The following is a 21,377-nucleotide window of genomic DNA, read 5'->3' as shown; positions in this document are numbered from 1 at the left end:
TTGGGGGTGCCCCACTCGGTGCGCCACGCGTGGGGGTTAAAACAAACACACAACCCGTTCACGGCCGGGGCTATACTCCCGCCTATTTTTGGGGGGGGGGGGGGGGCGCGGGGGGCCCCCGCTTCTGCTACTGCGCGAACGCCTCTGGAGTCGATTTTTAGCAGCTCATTGGCGTGATCTTCAGTTCCTTAGCCACAAAGCCCGGCGGAGAAGAGTATGCTGCCTGGCCTATTCATTGGCCCAAGTCCGCTTGCCACGGCAGCTATCGTTGTCATTTTTACATCAGACGATCGTCTCGTGAGCAGTGGACCGCAAAGTTGCGAAGACGCAGTTGCCCTTTGCTTCTACTGTGCATAGAAGCCATTTGTGCGGGCAGAGGTACAAAAATGGGTGCGGTGCTGTGGGAATAAAATTCGAAAAGCTAAATAAACTGCGGGAGTCTCTACTAGAGGCAAATCACGATTTCCGCGCCAGCACCCAATTGTTCAATAGCTTGGATGTCGCGAAAATTGATCGCGAAATGGATCTTGAAGGTCGTGGAACGCAGCGAGGCGAGGCTAACCAGCCCCCGAAAACGGCCAAGAATTTCGACGATATAGAGCACACAGTTATCGAGAGGGTCGAGGACGAAAAGAAGGCCGCACATCACACACTCGAAGACAGCCTACAGCTACTCTCCGGCCGATTGGCTGGCCTCGACTTTGAAGAGCAGTTTGGTCTGATCCGTCAGGCGAACGCCGCCAGTGTTTCCGATTTCAAGGCCTCGATCGCGGTGGGCCTGGACGAACTTCACGGATTGCGCAAATCGCTCAACGATGCGGAGAAAGAACACGACTGGTTCAAACAGAAGCACGGGCTTGTCCGGGCTGTGAGGGTTCAACACGGAGCGGCCCATGGTTTCCGAGTGTCCCTGCTAATCTTCCTGTTCCTCATTGAAACGGCGATGAACGGAAATTTCCTCGCAAAGGGAAATGAACAGGGATTCTTTGGCGGGCTCCTCGAAGCCGCCGCTTTCTCGTTTTTGAACATCGGCGCCGCTCTGCTGTTCGCAATATTCTGTGCACGCCTGGTGACTCACAGATCGCTTTTTGTGAAGTTGATCGGCGCGCTGTCGATAGTGGCCTATATCGGCTTGGCATTGACCATAAACCTAGCGCTTGCGCATTACCGCGAGGTTAGCGGGTCCTTTGTGGACGGAGCCGGCGTCGAGGTCGTGCGCAGCATGCTCGCCAATCCGGCTGGCCTTATGGACGTGAAATCCTGGCTTCTGTTCGGCATTGGTCTCATGTTTTCGATCTTTGCGTTTATCGACGGCTGGTTCGTTCTCGACCCATACCCGGGCTATGCGGGTGTCGAAAACAGATTGGTGGCTCGCCGGGAAGACTACATCGAGCGCAAGAGCGAGCTCATCGAGGCTCTGCAAGAGGTGCGCGATGAGCACAACGAGAAGGTGGAGGACATCGTCAAGCGGCTGGGGAGCAGACGCAGGGAGCATCGAGCGATCATCGACCATCGGTCGAGGCTGCTGACGCTCTTTGCGCAGCATCAAGACCAGCTGGAGCGAGCCTGCAACCAGCTTCTCTCAAAGTACAGGGAGGCCAATTTCCAGGCCCGCACAGAGCCAGCGCCAAAACATTTTGCCACACCCTACAAACTTGAGCGCATAAAACCCCTGATATCGTCCGACGATGAATGGAGCGAGAAGGACCTGGGCGCCTCAATTCGTGACGCGCAGGAAGAACTCAACGCTCAGGTGCGGCTCATCGGGCTGGAATGCGAGCGCGGGATCGAACAGTACCGAGATCTCGACAAGCTTCATCCGGATAGCGTGAATGGCTAGGCGGGGTCGCAGAAGAAAGAAAGGCAGTGGCGGCACAATTGTCGCAGCAGCCGGATTGGCCGTGCTGTCGGCTGTGATGCTGGCCGGTTTTGTTTGGATGTGGTCGAGATCCGGGAAGGACCAAATCGACATCAGCACGAATTGCCCACTGAAGGGACCTGTGAGCCTGACAGCGGTCTTGATCGACGCCACCGACCCGATTTCGCCGATAACCATCGCGGATCTGAAGAATGAATTCCGCAAGACCATTGGGCGCGTCGAGCCTGGCGGCTATCTCAAGATATTGACGCTGGGCGCGAGGCCCGGCGACCTGACTGTGATGTTTGATGGATGCAATCCGGGCGACGGCTCGACGGTCGACAGCTGGACGAACAATCCGTCTCGGCGGCAGAAGAAATGGGAAGATGCGTTCGAGGACCCTTTGACGAACCTTCCCGACAAGATTCCCAATGGAGAATCCGCGAGCCAATCTCCGATCATGGCCGGAATTCAGAAAATCAAACTGTCGCTATTCGATAGCAGTTTGGCGAAAGAGAAGACCGCTAAGCGAATAATAGTCGCGTCAGATATGATCGAACATACGGCGCTGTACTCACAATATCGTTCGGGTCTCGATTATCAGAAGTACCTTGATAGCGCGGCTGACAGGACTTACGGGACATCGCTCGATGGCGTCGGGTTTACGATACTCTACGTCGATAGGGCGAAGAAGCCATTTGGCTCTTTCGAACATGCAGAGTTCTGGACCCGGTGGGTTCAAAGCCATCATGGTGATTTTGAGAAGCTGGTAGGGTTGGAGGGGTTAAACTAATGGCCAAGAAGCGAGGGGAGTCGTTCTTAGGACATCCGAGCCTGCCCCTTTTCGTCTTTGCGACGCTAACCCTGGGTGGCTGCGTGTTCATCGCAATAGCCAAGCTGTCGGGCGTAGACCCTATAATGGCGGCGAGCGCACCGGTGTGCCTCATGCTCATCTATCTTGCCGCGTCCGTCTTCACCGGCAAGCTACGGCTCCACGATGAGCAAACAGGCGACAATCTCTACTACATGGGTTTCCTGTTTACGTTGACGAGTCTCGGCGTATCGCTGTTTCAGTTTGGTTCCGAAGGATCCACCGACACAATCGTGAGGAACTTTGGTATCGCGGTGACGTCGACGATCACGGGCATTGCTTTGCGGATCTTTTACAATCAGATGCGCCGCGATCCTGCCGACATCGAACGGACGGTCAGGCACGAACTCGCGGATATGACGCGGCGTGTAAGAGCCGAGATGGAAAGTGTAACCAGGGAATTCGCTGACTTTCGCCGCGTAAGCAATCAGATGTTGGAGGAGGGTTTTGCCGAAATCGCCGTTCAAGCGGAGCGGAACGGAGAGCACATAAGATCGGCCCTGGATAAAATCGCGATGGAATCGATCAGACCAGTTCAAGAGGCCTCGGGAAAGCTCAGCAATGCTTTGAGCCACAATTTTGGGCAGATCGAAAGTCAGTTCTCGTCGATCGCACAGCGCGTCGAGGCGGCAGCCGATCTGCTCGACAAAGCCAACAGCTCAATGTCCTCTTCAGTTGGCAGACTGGGTGAACAGGCCGAAAGCGTAGCCACCAAGTTGGAGAAGGTTGTCGTCCCTGATGAGGTCCTTAAGAACGATCTGGCGCCGATGGTGAAACTTCTTGGCAGCGCGGTCGCTCAGTATGCTGTCAAAACAGAGACGGCTTCGCAGGAACAGCAAGCCCGCATGGCGGGCATCGTTGATGCTGTGGCTAAAGTGGCCGCAGGTGTGGAAAAGGCTGTGGCAGCCGCAGAGCAAACAGCGGAGAGCGTCCAAGCGCAACAACGCTTGACCCAGGCGCTTGCCGCAGTGGTGCAAAAGCAAAGCAAGGACACCGGAGACCTTGTCGCAACCTTGGCAGGAAGAACCCTTCACGCGCCGAGGCCTGTTCCCCCTCTCAACGCTCCTATCGCGATTGAACAGCCACTGGCAGATCTGGCCGCAAATGACACCGTCGAGAGCGCACCAATTCGGGTCGAGCCTGAGCCCCAACCAGACGCTTTCCAAACTCTGGGAAGCGAGCCTCCCGCCGAACGAACGGAACCGCCTAAGCGAACCAGTTGGTGGGGCAGGTGAGTGACGCTGGCGGGACTTCGGTCGCCTTCGAGCGCAAGGGTTTTGGCCGCGGTTTGATACTGGGCCTGACCATGGCCGAGACGATGCTGCTTTTGGTGTTCTGCCTGTTGCTAGCAGCCGGTGCTATCATCACGAAAAAGCAGAAAGAGACCGATGAGGCACTGCGAGCCACTCAATCAAACAAGGAAAACGTGCAGAGGCTCGAAGCCGAGAACAAGCGGCTTCTGGCTCAGATAAAAGCGGTGTTTCAGCCCACGAGGGGAGGAACCGTTCCCGACGAACAATGGCGCGAGCTGGTCCTGGCCAAGGATGCTGTTAAGTCGGTCAAGGAAGCAGGTATTTCTCTGGAGGAGGTCGTGCGAAATGCCCCTGTCGCGAAAGTCCTTGCGGACAACGACATAAGCATTGATCAGACCAAGGCCATGATAGATGCGGCGAAGGTCTTGAGAGAATTTGGTTACGCCGGCACCGACAAAGGGCTGCAGGATCTGGCTGATGTGCTCAAGGAGGCTGCAGAGCCGACGCAAGCAGCAAAACCTCACGATTGGCCGCCGATCATCAGTCTCAGCGAACTGGATGGCTATAATTTCGATACCGGAAGCGCAGAGCTTTCGAATGCCTTCAAAACAAAGTTGCGCGATCTTGCGAAGACCATCGCCGGGACTGCGACCTCGTACGGTGTCGACGTGATTGAGGTAATTGGACACACGGACGAACAGGCAATGGCGGGCGAATCCTCCAACATGGACAAGGGGCTCCAACCGGTCCTGTCAGGGAAAGTGGAAATCGGCTCACTCCATCCCGCCGACAATGCCGGTCTTGGGCTGGCCCGCGCGATTTCAGTTACAAGTGTGCTCAGTGACATGCCCGCATTAAAGGGGTTTACGATTTTGCCGATGTCTGGTGGTCAGCTCATCCTGCCCGGCGATCATCTCACCGACGGAGCGCAGATTGGCGATGTACGGGCTCGAAGGCGCATCGAGATTAGGGTGAGGCAGCGATCAAAATTGGCGCCGGTTGGTGGCGCCAAGCCATGAATGGGGACGAGAGACTGGCGCCTTAGTCGGTACGGCAGTTGAGTTGGGGGGATTGGGCTATGGGGTTTTACGTTCGAAAATCGATCAGTGCGGGACCATTCCGCTTTAACTTTTCGTCCGGTGGGGTTGGCGCTTCCGTTGGCGTGAAGGGCCTCCGCATCGGCACTGGGCCAAGAGGTCACTACATCCACGCCGGCGTGGGTGGGCTCTACTATCGTGGCACTTTAGGCAAGGCCAGCGCGAAGAAGGTAGTTCAGCTCTCTCAGACCCCATCTGCGCCGCAACCCCGTCCACAATCCTCGCGCCCGGAATACGTCTCTGACGGCGTCGTGATGAGAGAAATCGAGTCCCGCGATGTGGTGGAAATGCGTGACGAGACATTCGCCAATGTGCTCGATGAAATCAATGCCAGGCAATCGCAGACGCGGCTGTCCGTAGCACTCGCGGTTTTGTTCGGGATTGCAGGTTTCCTTGTGGGGACCAAGCTCGGAGGTGCCGCACCGGTGCTGGGCATCGGTGCCTTTGTGCCGGGTATGCTCATTGGCAAATGGTTTGACAGTTACCGCCGGGTGAGCGTGCTCTATTACGATCTGGAAAAAGACGCGGAGGCCGCCTACGGGCGACTTGTCGGCGCGTTCGAAACTCTCACCGGCTGCGCAGGGAGATGGCATGTCGCTGCCGGCGGCAAGATAGAGGATCTGACTGCTTGGAAGCGAAATGCCGGGGCCAGCATGCTGGTCGACAAAAAGCCCACGACCCTTACAAGCTCCTTGCCGAAGGTTGTACGCAGCAACGTTACTCCTCCTTCAATCCATGTGGGTCGGCAGGTGCTCTTCTTCATGCCTGACCTAGTGCTGGTGAAGGACGGAAACCGATACGGCGCAGTCGGATATGCCGATCTGCAGACCCAATTCGCCCCGAGTAATTTTATCGAGACCGGCAAAGTTCCATCTGATGCGGAGATCGTGAGCTACACCTGGGCTCACCCAAACAAAAACGGCGGGCCTGACAAGCGCTTCAAAGACAATCGGCAGATCCCTGTATGCCGCTACGAAGCGTTGCGGTTTTCTAGCCCGTCCGGACTTAACGAGCTGGTGGAATTTTCCAAGACAAACGTCAGCCAGCCCTTTTGCCAGGCTCTATCGGCACTCGCGCAATTGCATCGAAGCTCCGACCGCCAATTCATAACGCTAAATGCGCACGCTAGGGAGTGATGGTTGGGGATGGGCTCAAAGCGTGAGCCCAGGTCAGCAAACGCCTTCGCACGGAATCCCGTCGCTATCTCGATCCAACTTGCTCCCCCATGAGCAGTTGGCGAGATACCAACGTGCTTCTTCGCAAGATGAAATCTGCGTGCACAAGCGGCGAGGTTGGCATGAGTAGCTCTGTGCTACTTGGCGACGGCTGACAAGCCCAAGGGGGCTTTTGGTTGGGCTCGCAGATTCGGCATGTTGTTCGCGCCAATCCCAAGGGTTGTCAAACGTCCCAATCCAGATTCCAACCTTTGCGGTTTCAGCATTAGTTTGCTGTTGCGCATAGGCGCCGTGGCTATAGCGGGGCCAGTCCAAGGCTTGGCCATGTTCGACCATCCAGGACGCGGCGCTGACACCGTCCGCGCGCCGACAATCACCGACGAAGCGACGGTACCGATCCCATGAAACAAATGTGCATTGGACAGGCTGCGAAGCCGCAAGGAAATTCGCCAATGCTTCGGCCGCCCGGCGCCCGCAGGGGTATTGATGTGCGCTAGCGTCATTGCAGTATTGGCGGCTTTCGGGTGCATCGATGCCGTTGAAGCGGACGCGCTGCCCGTGGATCTCTATCGTGTCTCCATCAATCACCGATGCTATGCCTACTATCGGCGCCCGTCTCGACCCGGCCGAGTTTGCTATATCGAGACCACGTAACTGGTCACCCGAGCCTGTAAAATAGTGGGTCGCGTAAGCAGCCAAGGCCACCACGATCACCAGGATCAGAGGCAAGCGCACATCTGGAGAGAAACGTCTGCGGACGATTGGTTCAGCGCCGCGCCTTGGTCGCGCGCGGCGACGATGAGAATAGCGATTGTTATTCAATTTCCGATCCTTTGCGAAACGCAAGCTGCATGATTTGTAACGTGCCTCTGCACCATTCATAGGCGCCTTTTTCGCTGGCGCTGGTTTGCCTTGTAGTTCGGCGCTTTGACCACCATGGTGCCTTCGCAGATCAGCCCGAAGTCACGACTTTGTAGTTACCTTTTCCGTAAACACGACCATCTTTCCGCGCTCGAGCCTACAAGTTTTCTCGGAATGAAATTAGGAGGCCGATTCAAAAAGAAGTCGGCTTGTGCGCCAGTTGGTCGTGGCCGGCGAGGCGGATGCCAGAGCTGCCAACACCTCGTCCACACGTACGATGGCATTTTGTCTGAAAGGGAACCTCGAGATCAAGGTGGGGATGCGAAGTGTCCGGAACATTAAACAAACATCCGCAATTTTTCCACCAAGCCGCAGTGCTCACAATACTAAACGATTGAAGTGTTGGTGGTAGCCATTCGAGGTTGAAAAACCAGCATTTTATGTTGCGGACTGCCCTTGTCTAGGCTCTATGTGTCCAGCCTATCAGGGGGGTGTGAGTGTCGGAAGTTGAAAAATCGGTCTTCCAAAGCGATCTGCCTTTAAAGGAAAAGCTCGAGCGAGCCAGGATGGAATTGCTCGACCTTTCTGCTCGCAACCGACTTTTGAATGTGCCACGGTTTTCAAAGAGCGCGAAGACGATCGATATTGTCGACGAGAGGTCGTCTGAGATCTATCGATTGCTGGTGAGCGAAGGAAAGGCTTTTACCTTCCTGGCCGGCAAGCCGGATCGGCCGAAGGCAGGCCAGGTTGAAAGCAGCCCTCCAGACGAGGAAATCGACTATTCCCCCGTTGCTCTTGCTCAGCCTGAGGACGAAGGATTCGACGACAGAGGGGTATCTGCGCGACATTCTGACACCAAGCTTCAGACGAGGATGACCCCAACGGGGCTGCAGCGCCGGCTCCTTGATCTCTACCACGACGCCCGCACACTTGAGGAAGAGCAGGGCGTCAATATCCTCTTTCTGGCCCTTGGCATGCTGAAGTGGATTGACCCGAGCAACAAAGAAAACATCCGTCAGGCTCCTCTCATTTTGGTCCCGGTACGGCTGGAGCGAGGGGCCGCTGGAGAAAAGTTTCGGCTGCGAGCTCGTACGGAAGATCTTACCGCAAACCTCTCCTTGGAACTCTATCTCGACCGCATTCACAAGCTCGCCCTGCCGCGTTTTGAAGTAGGAGACGACTTCGACGTCTCGGCCTATCTCGAAGCCGTTGCCGAAGCAGTGTCGACCAAAGAGGGTTGGCAGGTTCTTGCCGATGATATGGTGCTCGGCTTCTTCTCGTTCGCTAAGTTCTTGATGTACCGTGACCTGGATCCGGATCTCTGGCCGGATGGCGCAAAGATTATCGAACAACCGAAGATCCGCTCGCTTCTTTCAGATGGTTTCGAAACACGCGAACCGCTGATGTCGGACGACATTGCGATTGATCCGCATATCGCGCCTGCCGAAATGTTGCATATCGTCGACAGTGACAGTTCTCAGACGCTGGCGATCCATGATGCAAGAAAGGGTCGCGACCTCGTTATCCAAGGTCCTCCCGGGACAGGAAAATCGCAGACGATCGCAAACATTATCGGGTCGGCCGTTGCCGATGGAAAGACCGTGTTGTTCGTTGCGGAAAAAATGGCCGCACTTGAGGTCGTAAAGCGACGGCTTGACACTGCGGGGGTGGGGGACGCCTGCCTTGAGCTCCATAGCAACAAGGCAAACAAGCGCATGATGCTGGAGGAGTTGCGGCGCACCTGGCAACTCGGATCGCCTCGCGGACAGCTTGCTTCTTCCCTTACTGAACGCCTGCTGGAGGCTAGGGATAAACTCAATGCACATGCTACAAGGATGCATGTTCCATTTGGAACGTCCGAACTCACTCCATACCAGGTTCTTGGCCAGCTAACCCGACTAAGGCAGAACGGGCAAAAGACAGTTGATATTGAACTTGAGGATGCCACCGCTTGGACGAATGACGGTGTCTCGCAACGTCGCAAACTTCTCGATGACGTGTCTCAGCGGATCAACGAGATCGGCTTGCCGATCCACCACCCATGGCGGGGAGTTGGCCTGGATGTCGTCCTACCAACGACCATTGAGAGGCTCGTCCCACGCATTGCGTCGTCGCTGGATCAAGCAAAGGCTCTGCACGCCAAACTGGCCGATATTGCTGAGCGGATCGAGGCGAAGCCTCCGCAAATCCTCAGCGACAGCGGCGAGGTAGAAGATCGCGCTGAGCTTCTCGCGTCCGCACCTGGACTTCCTGCCGAGGCGCTAGTCTCGCCGGTTTGGGATGAGCGTCCAAAGGACATTGCATCGCTTCTCTGGACAGGAACAGATTTCAACCGCAAATCCGAGGAACTGTCGGAGCAGTTGGTGGCGACGGCTATCGACACGCCAATTGAAGGTCTCGAGACAGAGCTTGCTAAGCTTCCTTCAGACTTTCCGAAAGATGGTTTCGTTCGTGCGCGCCAGCTAACCGTGTTGCTCCCACGCTTAAGAGAAGAAGCTGAGCGGCTAAATCAAGAACTGGGGTCTACGGTTTTACCGGACACGCTTGCAGGACTCCTCAGGTTAGTGATGACCGGCGAGAGAGTTGCGGCAGCCCCCGATGCGAGCCCTGAGGCATTCGCAGCCACAGTTTGGGACTCCGGGCTGGAACAGGCTGGTGACCTTGCCGACAGCGTAGCAACGCTAGAGACTGCTAGAGCCGAGCTTCAGGGCAAAGTTGTTGATGCCGCGTGGAGTACCAACGTGGCCGCGGCGCGGCAAGCGCTCGCCGAGCACACGGGAATATTGAAAGCATTAAATGGCGACTACCGTCGTGCCACTGCACTTGTGCGGACTATTTTGGTGGCCCCTAGCGCTCCTGCGGCGGAGATAGTGGGTCTCCTCGACATTCTAATGAAGGGCCAAGCGGCCGCAGCAAAAGTGCGCGAAGGCGACGCCTTTGGCGGTTCCGCCTTCGGAGCCGATTGGCGCGGTGAGAGATCGTCTTCGGCACCACTCCAGGCCTTAGTGGAGTGGATGCGCACGCTGAGGGGACTTGGCTCGGAACCGCGAATTATAGCCGGGCGGATGGCGGAGCGCTCTGAAGCGGGCGCGCGTGCGGTCCGAGTTCGTAAGGTGATCGACATCGGTCAGCCGATTATCGAGGGGTTTTGGAACGATTTAGGCCACCTTGCGTCATCCCTGCAAGGTGACGTGGCTTCCGCCGAGCGGGCCTCGCTGCAAATGATGGAAGCGAAGGCAAGCACTGTAGCTCAAGCCGATGACGCGTCACGACAGGTTCTGACTGACGTTCCAGATCTGATCAGTGAGCGGGTGGAGATACTACGCCGACTAGGCAGACTACAAGCGCTTGATCAAGAGATCGAGGACGGGGAAAGCCTTGGCAAGTTCGCATTCGGCTCGTCGTGGCTCGGTCGAGGATCCGATTGGGCCGCTCTCGCGCAAGCCGAACTTTGGCTGAGAGAAAATGGCTCAATCCGGCATTTGGCTGCGCGGTTGCCTGAAAGAAAAGAGATCGCAAACTTGGCGCGTTCAGCGCGTGAAGCGGCCCAAGCGGCAGCGCGGGAATTGAAGGCGCTTGCAGGGGATTTGAAAGCCGATGCTCCCTCCTTGTTTGGAGTAGACGATTTTCCAGACGTCGCGATAGTCGAGGTTGTTTCTCGACTGGAGGGGTGGCTTGATCATCAGGAACAGCTCTCAAAATGGGTTGCCTATGGAGAGCGATCCGAAACAGCCCGAAAGGCTGGACTGGGACAGTTGATAGACGGCCTGGCCAACGGCCAGATTACAACAGGATCGGCGCGATCAGTCTTCGATATGGCCTACTACGAACGAATGTTTCTAGCGATGGCGACCGATGAGCCGGAGCTGGCAAGGTTCGACGGGGAATTGCATTCCAGGGCTGTACGTGACTTCGCGGATCTGGACCGACAGAGGATCAAGGCCGGTGCCATCGAAGTTGTGACGGCTCATCACCGAAAAATTCCTTCAAGAGACGGCGGAGCTGGACCAGTCGGACTGCTTCGTTCTGAGATGGCGCGCAGACGGGGCCACATGCCTATCCGGCAGTTGATGCAGAAGGCAGGGCCTGCCATCCAGGCACTCAAGCCAGTGTTCATGATGAGCCCGCTTTCGGTGGCCCAATTCCTGTCGCCCGGCAGGATGTCCTTCGATCTTCTTGTGATGGACGAGGCGTCTCAGATACAGCCTGTGGACGCGCTCGGCTCGATCGCCAGGGCCAATCAGGTGGTCGTTGTTGGCGACGAACGCCAACTGCCACCCACGACATTCTTCGCCAAGGTGACAGGCTCGCAGTCTGAAGATGACGAGGGTGAGGGCGCGCAGGTCGCCGACATCGAAAGCATCCTCGGCCTGTTCACGGCCCGCGGCTTGCCGCAGCGTATGCTCCGCTGGCACTACCGTAGCCGTCACCAATCTCTGATCGCCGTATCGAACAGCCAGTTCTACGAGAACCGGCTTTTCATCGTGCCAAGCCCCTATACCCAAGAGGCAGGCATGGGGTTGCGGTTTCATCATGTGCCAGAGGGGGTCTTCGATTCCGGTGGCACAGGAACCAATCCGGTAGAGGCGAGAGCAGTAGCCGAAGCGATCATCCGTCATGCGAAGGTGAACCCGCGAGAGACTCTAGGCGTTGCAACATTTTCGGTTAGCCAACGCCGCGCGATCCAGGATGAACTCGAAGGGCTGCGGCGACTAAATCCCGATACGGAGGAGTTCTTTCACGCGCACCCCAGCGAGCCATTCTTCGTCAAGAGCCTTGAAAATGTTCAAGGCGATGAGCGCGACGTGATCATGATCTCAGTGGGGTATGCCAAGAATGCGCAGGGGTACATGGCCATGCGTTTCGGCCCTCTTGGTGCGGAAGGCGGCGAGCGTCGGCTCAACGTCCTCATAAGCCGCGCCAAGCGCAGCTGCGAAGTATTCGCGTCCATCACAGACGAGGACATCGACCTGGAGCGTGGCAAAGGGAAAGGCATCTTCGCCTTCAAGCTCTTCTTGCACTACGCGAGAACAGGACGAATTTCGCTTGCCCAGGCCACGGTTCGCGAAATGGATTTAATCTTTGAAGAGCAGGTAGCCAACGCGCTGATCGGAAAGGGTTACCAGGTTCATGCTCAGGTTGGCATTGCAGGCTTCTTCATCGATCTCGCGGTTGCTGATCCGGAGAGGCCAGGCCGCTATATTCTTGGCATCGAATGTGATGGCGCAGAATATCATTCATCGCGCTCGGCCCGAGATCGAGACCGGCTACGGCAGTCTGTTCTGGAAGACCATGGTTGGATAATCCATCGCATCTGGAACGCTGACTGGTTTCAGAGGCCACGCGAGCAGCTGGAGCGAACCATATTAGCGATTGAGGCTGCGAGAAAAGAGCTCGATGAGCGGGCCGAATTGGGGGTCCAGAGAAATCGTGCTGTAGCCGTGCAGGTTGTTACGGTCGACAGAGGCAACGTGACGGAAATCGGTCTCGAAAGCACAAAGGGATCCGAGATACCCAATCGAGCCTACGAAGAGGCCGAACTAAACCGACCGGGATCGTTCGAACTCCACGAGACGCCCAGCGGAATCATGGCCGGACTGGTCGAGCAGGTGGTGGCTATAGAAACACCAATCCATGTCGACGAAATAGTTTCGCGTATTCGGGGCGCGTGGGGTCTGCAGCGGGCCGGTGGCAGGATTCAGGATGCAATCGAGCGAGGGGTAGGCCTAGCGCAGAGAGGTGGTGCAGTAGCCCGTCGAGGCAGCTTCTGCTTCAAGCCAGGTGCTCCTGTTCGTCTCAGGGACCGCAGCGGCGTCGTGTCCGCTGGATTGCGCAAGCCCGAAATGATTGCGCAGGACGAAGTCGCCCAAGGCGCCATGGAAGTCGTGAAATCCAACCTCGGCGCGACGGAGGAAGAAATCGCAATAACCGTTGCGAGAATGCTGGGCTTCAAAGCCACAAGTGCACAATTGCGGCAGTTGATTTCAGCTGGGGTCGCCGATTTGATTGCCAAGGGCTTGCTGCGGCCCCAAGACGGTTTGTTGGTGGCCGGCGAGTCCGCGAGCGAGGCATTAGCTGAAGTGTGACCGGGCATTGTAGAGCCCTCGTTGCAATCTCTGTTGAAGCTCGGAACACCTCTTTTGCTGGCGGAGGCCGAATGGCATTTCGATTCGTACACACGGCCGATATTCATCTCGACTCGCCGCTGCGTTCGCTCGCGATGCGTAATCCCGATCTTGCCGGGCTCGTGGGCGACGCCAGCCGCCAGGCATTCGTTTCGATAGTGGATCTCTGCCTAGAGGAACGCGTGGAGGCGTTGGTAATAGCCGGCGACCTATACGATGGTGATCAAACCTCGATGAAGACGGCGCGGTTCCTGGCAGCGCAGATGACACGCCTGCACCAGGCCGGCATCAGGGTTTTCAAGATCCGCGGCAATCATGACGCCCTGTCGCGGATTTCCAAACAGCTGGTGTTTCCTGACACCGTGACCATTTTTGGCGGTCGTGCTCAGTCGGTATTGCAGACAGCCGGCGGTGTGGACGTCGTTTTCCATGGTTTGAGCTTTGCGAACCCTAAGGCGCCGGACAGCCTGCTGCCCAAATATCCGGCTGCTCGCGAAGGAGCCGTCAATATTGGCATCATGCATACCAGTCTGGCCGGATCGCCCGGTCACGACGTTTACGCGCCCTGCAGCATCGCTGACCTGCACGCCCACGGTTTCGACTATTGGGGGCTTGGCCACATTCATCTTCGCCAAGTCCATTCCGGCGCAAGCACGGTGGTGATGCCGGGAATACCGCAGGGGAGGGATATCAACGAGGCCGGCGAGAAATCAGTCACCCTTGTGACGGTGCGAGACGACCGTTCGGTGGAGATCGAGGAAAGGCTGACCAGCGTTGCGCAGTTCGAAAGGGTCAGCGTCGACCTTACGGGAGCAGTGGAGTGGTCCGAGGCCGTCGCGCGTGTTCGAAACGCACTCGAAGAGATGCGGGCCGCCGTCCGGTCGCGTCATGCTGTGGCCCGCGTTGGCCTAACAGGAACATCACCATTGTTATGGGCGCTGATCCGCGACAGAGATCTCCTTCTTGCCGAAGCCGAACAGGCTGCGGAACAGCTAGGCCATACGTGGGTGGAGAAGCTCGAGCTTGACCTCGCGCCACCTCGGGCGGAGACGGCCGAGGATATTGCTGATCCGATTTTCGAACTCGAGCAATCCATGCGCGCCGATGCCACCTCGGATACCTTCCGCGCCGAGGCGAGGGCGTTCGTCCAAAGGATGGTCGCCGACCTTCCGGCCGACGGACGGGATTTTGCTGGGAAGGACGAAGCCGGGCTGGAACGGTTCCTCGATCAGGTGCTTTCCAAGGGCGCAGACTTGGTGACTTCCCGCCTTAAGTCCGGTGGAGCGTCATGAGGCTGCAGCGCCTTGACCTCATTCGCTATGGAAAGTTCACCGATGGTACGATCGACTTCGGACCCAAACCGGAATCCGGACCTGATCTGCATATCGTGTTTGGCCTGAATGAGGCCGGCAAATCGACAGCGCTTTCCGCCTATCTAGATTTGCTGTTCGGCATCGAGGAACGGAGCCGCTACAACTTCCTGCATGAGTACAGCGCCATGCGCATCGGTGGGGTTCTGGAACTGGCCGGCTCCGAGCACACGTTCACGCGTACGAAACAGCGTACTAATTCGCTATTGAACGCGACGGGCCAATCGATGAGCGAGGTGGCGATCACGGCGCATCTCGCCGGACTGTCGCGTGACGCTTACACGACTATGTTTTCACTCGATGACGAGACGCTGGAAGCCGGCGGAAAATCGATCCTGGAATCGCGGGGCGACCTCGGCAAGCTCCTCTTCACGGCCAGCGCCGGTCTTGGGAACGCAAGCGATACGTTGAACGCCCTCGAGGCCGAAGCAGACGCGCTGTATCGGAAGCAGGCGCATGGCACCGAACTGGCGCTGCTGAAGAAGCGCCTTGTTGACGTGAAGTCGCGCAGGGATGCGATCGACACACTTGCATCGACCTATGAGGGGCTGGAGGCCGAACGTCTCGATGCATCGCAGCAGTACGGCCGAACCATCAGCGATCGGGCGGTGCTGGTGGCCAGGCTGGATACCATTGCTCGTCACGTACGTGCTGCGCCGATGCTGGCGGATATGCGCCGCAAGATTGCCCGGCTGGATCAGCTGCCGGACATCACCTCCCCAGCCCGGACATGGACGGGAAGTGTCACCGAACTAATCGATGACGATGCCAGCCTCAGAACGCGACTGTCCGCAAACATCGATGAGGTCGAGCGGCTGTCGGCAAAAGTCACTGCGGTCGACGAGGACGAACGGATCCTGTCGATTTCCGAACGCATTCGCAGCCTGGCGGAGGGCAAGGTGCGCCATACCGCGGCTGGCTTTGACTTGCCCACTCGCAGGATGGGGCTGCAAATCCTCAACAACACCGCGGCAAGCTGCCTTGCCGCCTTGGGCCGGTCTTCCGAGCCGGATCCTGCCGCACTGCTTCTGCCTGCCGTCACAGTTGGCGTCGTTCGCGCTATGGTCGAGCAGAGGTCCGGTATTGCTACGGGCGCGCGCGCCGCCCGCGACGAGGCGGCGGCAGCACTCGATGCGTTGCAGGTGGCAAGGCAGCGGGTCGGCGAGGAAAGGGCGGTGCCCGAACCCGCCAGGGCAAGGCTGGGCTCGGCTTTGTCGAAAGCGCGAGCAAGCGGACACAAGGCAGAGATCAAGATGGCTCGCGAGGCGGGAGATGCGGGAACAATCCGATGGAAGGCATCGCTGGCTCGCTTGCGTCCATGGAACGGAGATGCCCTCGCTCTCGTCAACGTTGGGGTTCCGAGCGCCGGGCAGATTGCCGCCTGGAAGACAGTAGCGACAGTACTGGCAAGGAACACCGCGGTACTTGCCGAACGCCTCGCCGAATACGAGGGCCACCATGCAATGCTCGCCGCACGATTGGATGCCCTTCGAGCCTCGGTCGACGTTGTCGACGATGAAGCGGCTGCCGCCATCCGCCGTCTCCGCGATGATGCGTGGGCAACGCACCGCGCAGTGTTGACTGGTGACACCGCTGACGATTTCGCCGTGGCACTGACGCGCGATGACGTTGCCAGCGCAGGCCGGCTGGCCGGCGCGGCGGATCTGGCCGAGATCCGGGCAATGACGCGTGCCCTGGCCGAGGCCGCGGCCAACCTGTCACGAAACGGCATCCAAAGCCAACAGCTCGTCAAGGATGCGGATACCCAATTGTTGGAAATCCGTGTGGCCGCCAGCGACCTCCTCGGAGAAGCCCTGGAACCTTCGTCTGAGCGCCTGATCGAAAGGATCGAGGATCAGATCGAGGCGCGCAGCGATGCGCTCGCTGCCTGGGAGCAGATCGAACTTGCTCGCTTGAAAGCCGAGCGAGCCGCTGACGCAGGCGAGCAGATACACTTGGAAATGAGAGCGGCGCTGGAAAGTGTCGGCATAGTATCAGAGCCCGGCGACCCCCTCGAAGCAATCATGGCCATCGCGGAGCTGTTTCTGGACCGGCAGCGCAAGGTGGACGCCGAGTATGCCGAGGCGCTCAGGATGGTGAGTTCCAAAGAAGAGGATCTAGCTGCCCGACGGGTTGCGGTAGGGGTGGCGGAGCGTCGCGAGGAGGAATGGCTGGCCGGCATTACCGAAGCGCTCAAGGGAACGTGGCTCGAAAGCGGTCTGTCCGCGTCAGGCGTTGGCGCTGTGCTCGATCAATTGGCCGAACTGTCAAGAAGCCTGCAGGAACGGGAGGATCTGCAGCTGCGTATCGACAAGATGGAGGCCGACAGGGCCAATTTTCTGGTCGAGGTCATCGCCGTTGCGGTCGAAGCCGACGAGCCGACGAAGGATGGCGAGCCGGAGCAGTTGGCCACCCGCCTTGCCGAGCGCCTGGAGCGTGCCGAGCGGACACGTGAAACGAAGGCAAGCCTCGGCAACGAGCTGAAGCGCCTCAAGGAGGCGCGCGAAATCCTCGACACCCAGATTTCGGCACACGAACGCCGCAAGAATGAAGTGCTGGGCGTCTTTGGCGTCGCCACTCTGTCCGAGGTAGTCGAACGCGACGAGCTGCTGCGTGAGCGCGACGGCTTGCGCACTACCGTCGCCGAACTTGAGGAACGGGTAGTGGCGGAACTCGCAGTCGATGGATTCGACCAGGCACGCTCGATCCTGGAAGCGATCGATTTCGACAGCCTCGCGGTCGAGACGGCTGAGGGCGAGCAGCGGCTTCGCCAGTTCGATGAAATCATCCAGCAACAGCTGATCCGACAGACCCGCGCGGCAGACAAGTTGGACGCCATCGGCGGTGACAGCGCGGTTGCCCGCCTGGATGCCGAACGGCGCACAACCCTGTTGGAAATCGAGGAGAAGGCCGTTCGCTACATTGAGCTGAAACTTGGTATCATGTCGGCTGGAAATGCTTTGCGGATCTACCGTGAGAACCACCGTTCGGGGATGATGGCGCGTGCATCAGACGCATTCAAGCTAATGACCCGTGGGCAGTATTCAGGCCTTACAACCCAGCCCGTCAAAGGCGAGGAGGTTCTCATCGCGGTGCAGCGCGACGGGCAATCCAAGCTCGCTGAAGCGCTTTCGAAGGGCGCGCGCTTTCAGCTCTACCTAGCACTGAGGCTCGCCGGTTATTACGAGTTCGCCCAATTCCGGCCCTCGGTTCCCTTCATTGCCGACGACATCATGGAAACCTTTGACCATATTCGCTCGGAGGAAGTTTTTAGATTGTTTGGGGAGATGGCGAACACAGGTCAGGTCATCTATCTCACGCACCACAAGCACCTATGTGAAATCGCCAAGGCTGTTGTGCCACAATCTACCATTCACCAGCTGGATTAGGCTCGATTAGAATTCGCGTCAAAACGGTTCAACTAACCAACTCGTCTGACATAGGAACCTTCGATCGAATCCGTCATGACGTCCCATAGAGGCTGAGAAATGCCTATTTTGTTCTGCAATGTTGCGTGGATGAACGACTACGCCGGGCGGAGCGCGGATGCCCGCCTCTCGGTGGCGGGGCATTTCGAGTAAGCAGGGTTATTGCGCCGAAGAATGCAACTTTGTTGCAGCCAACGACGGGTACGTTTACGTCGCTTCGAGACGATTAAGGGCGAATTGGATCGGCAGGTGCGCCCACAATATGGGTTCAGTTCAAGGGGCGTAACCCGCCCAACACTACAAGGATAAGATCAGGTCGTTCAGGGCTAGGACGCTCGCCGAAAATGCATTCGTGCTGCCCCGGAGGGATAGGCACCGCGTCAAAGGGTGGAGTGGCCAGGCAAGCTGATGGTATGCGAACGATACGACAGATCGATCCGCCAGAGCATTCGTCAAGAGAGTAAAGGCATTATCGAAGGCGAGCCAGTCGCTCCCGTCGGGGCATCGCCCGCAAGCGGAGGATCGCGCCGCGTCGTGCATGCGATTGGACCTCTCGTCCCGCTGCGCTGCTGAGATCTCTCCTGTCAGGCGGTCTAGGTTCCGCGCTTCGGGCCGAGCAGGAAAACTATGAGGGCAGCGACGAACGTGGCAACAGCACTGTAGGCAATGGCGCTGGCGATCCCCGCATTCTCCACCAATAGCCCGCCGAAAATCGCGCCGGCTGCGATTGCCACTTGGAATGCTACGACCATCAGCACACCGGCGCTTTCGGCCTGCTCGGGAACGGCCCGCCGCACCATCCACGTCTGTAATCCCACCGGCACCGCGCCGAAGGCAAAGCCCCACGCGCCAACCGCAATCCCCGAGGCGAAGGCCGATGCTCCCGCCGTCAGTAGCGAAACAGCCGCTATCCCTATGAGCAGCGGTGCAAGGGCCGCGACTGCCTTGAGGCTGTACTCGGCCAGAAGCCCGCCGGCCAAATTGCCGAAGAATCCGCCGATGCCAAAAGCAAGCAACACAAGCGAGACCGTCTCGACGTCAAGCGCGGGAATCTTTTCGAGGAAGGCGCGGATATAGGTGATTCCGGCGAAGTGGCCGGAAGCGACCAGCAGGATGACAAAAAGCGCAACCTTGACCATCGGAATCTTTGCCACATCCAGCAGGCTGCGGACGCTAGTCACTCCAATCGGAGGCAGTCTCGGAATGGTTATGAGCTGCACGAGCAGTGTAGCGACGCCGCCGGCTGCGGCAAGCATGAAGGCGCTTCGCCATCCCCAGATATCGCCGACATAAGCGCCGATTGGAGCTGCGCAGACGGTAGCTACGGAAACGCCGGTGAGGATGGTCGACATAGCGCGAGGCAGGAGGTGGCTTGGAACGAGCCGCATCGCCAGTGCTGCCGACATCGACCAGAAGCCTCCGAGCGCTATGCCGAGCACGACGCGTGCAGTCAGGAGAACCGCCAGCGACCACGCGCCGGCCGCCAGAACGTCCGACAGGATCAGCAGGACCGTCATGGTCCACATGACGGTCCTGCGGTCCAGGCGCTTTGTGATGATGGCCACCGTCGGCGCCGAGATCGCCCCGACGATAGCTGTCGCCGTCATCGCCTGTCCAGCCGCTCCCTCGCTGATACCGAGATCATGCGCGAGGGGCGTGAGCAGGCTGACAGGCAGAAACTCTGCCGTGACCAGCCCGAAGGTGCCCAAGGAAAGCGAAATGACGGCACCCCATGCCGGGCCAGACGGTGGGACTGGCTTTTCTGGGTCGTGCAGAACAGCGTTCATAACGCCTGCTGCGGATCGGGTCATGAACGAAGTCTCCACTTTGATGCAATGCAACGTGATGTTGGCTGCCTTGACCCAAATCTAAAAACACAAGCGCATTTCCCGGCGGCGTTGTACGGAGGAGGGGATGTTCATTGCTTCGCGATACTTTGTGACGGTGCGGCGTGCAACATCAATGCCGGTTTCCTTCAGCCGGACAGCGATGTCCTCGTCGGAAAGCACGTCGCCGGGAGATTCTGCGGCAATGATCGCTTTGATCCGATGCCGGACAGCTTCGGCGGAGTGCGCATCGCCGCCTTGGCAGGACGCGATCGCGACGGTGAAAAAATACTTCAGTTCAAAAACGCCGCGCGGGGTAAGCATGTACTTGTTCGAGGTCACCCGGCTTACCGTCGACTCGTGCACGCCGATCGCGTCAGCGACGGTTCTAAGATTGAGAGGCCGCAGGTGGGCGACGCCATGTTCCAAAAAGGCATCCTGCTGACGCACGATTTCAGCCGCAACCTTAACAATCGTCTTGGCGCGCTGATCGAGGCTGCGGATTAGCCAGTTCGCGTTTTGCAAGCATTCTTCGACAAATGCTTGATCTTTCGAATTTTGGGCAGTCTGACGCGTGACTTCGGCATAGTAGGTTTGGTTGATCAGCAGCTTCGGCAGCGTGGCGGGATCAAGTTCGATCTGCCACCCGCCTTGCGGCGAGGGTGTGACCCAGACGTCGGGTATGATTGATTCAGAGGCACCGGATTCGAATCTGTTCCCAGGCTTTGGATCGAGCGCACGAACCTCATGCATCATGTCGAGAAGGTCTTCTTCATCGACGCCGCAATGCTGCTTCAGCGCCTCAAAATCGCGTCGCGCAAGCATTTCAAGATGGGCAACCAAAGCTGCCATTGCCGGGTCGAGCCGGTTTCGCTGGCGCAACTGAATTTCGAGGCATTCTCTGAGACTTCGCGCAAAAACTCCCGGTGGATCAAATTGTTGCAAGGTTCCGAGAACCCGTTCCACAACAGCCTCATGGACATTTAGGCTCTCGGCCAGCTCCAAAAGGTTTGCCCGAAGATAGCCAGTGTCTTCCAGATCGGCGGCAAGCTGGCCAGCGATCAGCCGCTCCTGTGGTGTGAACGCAGTGAGGGCGATCTGACGAGCGACATGGTCGTGCAATGTTTCGGCGAGGGTGGCAAACTCGTCGAGGGAAGGGCCATTGCCCGGCGGGTTGTTGGTCGTGTTGCGAAGTGATTTCCATTGCCCGAGCCGTTCAGGCGACCCTGCCCCGGTCGGACCTTCAACGGCGTTTGCCCCAAAGCCGACAGGCTGATCCGCTCCCGAAATCGAAGCATCGTCAAAAGGCCCGCCATCGTTTGACGCAGATTCCAAGAGCGGGTTCTTCTCGATTTCCCGCTCCACGAACTGATGCAGTTCGGTATGCGCCAGTTGCAGCAAGCGAATCGACTCAATGAGTTGAGGCGATGCGACGATGGATTGCTTCTGGCGCTGAAACAGGCTTGCTGAAGATTGCATGGTGAGTGCGATAATCCTGTCGAGGAGCCTCTTG

11 protein-coding genes are annotated in these 21,377 nt (G+C 58.1%); 8 read left to right on the top strand and 3 right to left on the bottom strand.

The window, feature by feature from the left end; genetic code table 11:
• The first annotated feature begins 406 nt into the window (after positions 1 to 406).
• Genes NKJ64_RS22545 through NKJ64_RS22525 form a run of 5 tightly spaced genes read left to right on the top strand, consistent with a single transcriptional unit; the run spans position 407 to position 6,215 of the window.
• Complete coding sequence (locus tag NKJ64_RS22545) at positions 407 to 1,840, top strand: hypothetical protein (protein WP_023829765.1); 1,434 nt, start codon at positions 407 to 409, stop codon at positions 1,838 to 1,840.
• Entirely contained in the window at positions 1,833 to 2,651 is an 819-nt protein-coding gene (locus NKJ64_RS22540) for a hypothetical protein (RefSeq protein WP_352463366.1), read from the top strand. Before NKJ64_RS22545 ends, NKJ64_RS22540 begins: the two co-directional genes overlap by 8 nt.
• Positions 2,651 to 3,964, top strand: a complete 1,314-nt coding sequence (locus NKJ64_RS22535) for a hypothetical protein (RefSeq protein ID WP_023672193.1) — start codon at positions 2,651 to 2,653, stop codon at positions 3,962 to 3,964. Before NKJ64_RS22540 ends, NKJ64_RS22535 begins: the two co-directional genes overlap by 1 nt.
• Positions 3,961 to 5,001, top strand: a complete 1,041-nt coding sequence (locus tag NKJ64_RS22530) for an OmpA family protein (protein ID WP_031198374.1) — start codon at positions 3,961 to 3,963, stop codon at positions 4,999 to 5,001. Before NKJ64_RS22535 ends, NKJ64_RS22530 begins: the two co-directional genes overlap by 4 nt.
• Before the next feature lie 59 nt (positions 5,002 to 5,060).
• Complete coding sequence (locus NKJ64_RS22525; RefSeq protein WP_352463365.1) at positions 5,061 to 6,215, top strand: DUF4236 domain-containing protein; 1,155 nt, start codon at positions 5,061 to 5,063, stop codon at positions 6,213 to 6,215.
• 33 nt (positions 6,216 to 6,248) lie between these two features.
• On the opposite strand, the gene NKJ64_RS22520 is transcribed toward NKJ64_RS22525, so the two are convergent.
• The gene (locus tag NKJ64_RS22520) at positions 6,249 to 7,136 is read right to left on the bottom strand and encodes a thermonuclease family protein (protein WP_081731062.1); all 888 of its coding nucleotides are present in this window, start codon (positions 7,134 to 7,136) and stop codon (positions 6,249 to 6,251) included.
• A gap of 476 nt (positions 7,137 to 7,612) precedes the next feature.
• Between NKJ64_RS22520 and NKJ64_RS22515 the strand changes: the two genes are divergently transcribed.
• The 3 genes from NKJ64_RS22515 (at position 7,613) to NKJ64_RS22505 (ending at position 17,999) form a co-directional block, all read left to right on the top strand.
• A complete protein-coding gene (locus NKJ64_RS22515) occupies positions 7,613 to 13,201 on the top strand; it encodes a DUF3320 domain-containing protein (RefSeq protein ID WP_352463364.1) in 5,589 nt (1,862 codons plus the stop codon).
• Between the two features lie 71 nt (positions 13,202 to 13,272).
• Entirely contained in the window at positions 13,273 to 14,532 is a 1,260-nt protein-coding gene (locus tag NKJ64_RS22510; protein ID WP_352463363.1) for a metallophosphoesterase family protein, read from the top strand.
• Complete coding sequence (locus NKJ64_RS22505) at positions 14,529 to 17,999, top strand: ATP-binding protein (protein ID WP_352463362.1); 3,471 nt, start codon at positions 14,529 to 14,531, stop codon at positions 17,997 to 17,999. The genes NKJ64_RS22510 and NKJ64_RS22505 overlap by 4 nt, the downstream gene beginning before the upstream one ends.
• 632 nt (positions 18,000 to 18,631) lie before the next feature.
• Here NKJ64_RS22505 and NKJ64_RS22500 read toward each other — a convergent pair.
• Both NKJ64_RS22500 and rpoN read right to left on the bottom strand, forming a co-directional pair.
• Positions 18,632 to 19,849, bottom strand: a complete 1,218-nt coding sequence (locus NKJ64_RS22500) for an MFS transporter (protein ID WP_352463361.1) — start codon at positions 19,847 to 19,849, stop codon at positions 18,632 to 18,634.
• 57 nt (positions 19,850 to 19,906) lie between these two features.
• On the bottom strand, positions 19,907 to 21,343 hold the full coding sequence (rpoN, locus tag NKJ64_RS22495; RefSeq protein WP_352463360.1) for an RNA polymerase factor sigma-54: 1,437 nt from the start codon (positions 21,341 to 21,343) through the stop codon (positions 19,907 to 19,909).
• Positions 21,344 to 21,377 lie beyond the last annotated feature (34 nt).

The organism is Mesorhizobium sp. M0062 (assembly GCF_040323125.1).
Classification (GTDB): domain Bacteria; phylum Pseudomonadota; class Alphaproteobacteria; order Rhizobiales; family Rhizobiaceae; genus Mesorhizobium.
The sequence above is the reverse complement of the archived record's forward strand: the minus strand, read 5'-3'. Positions and strand labels throughout refer to the sequence as shown.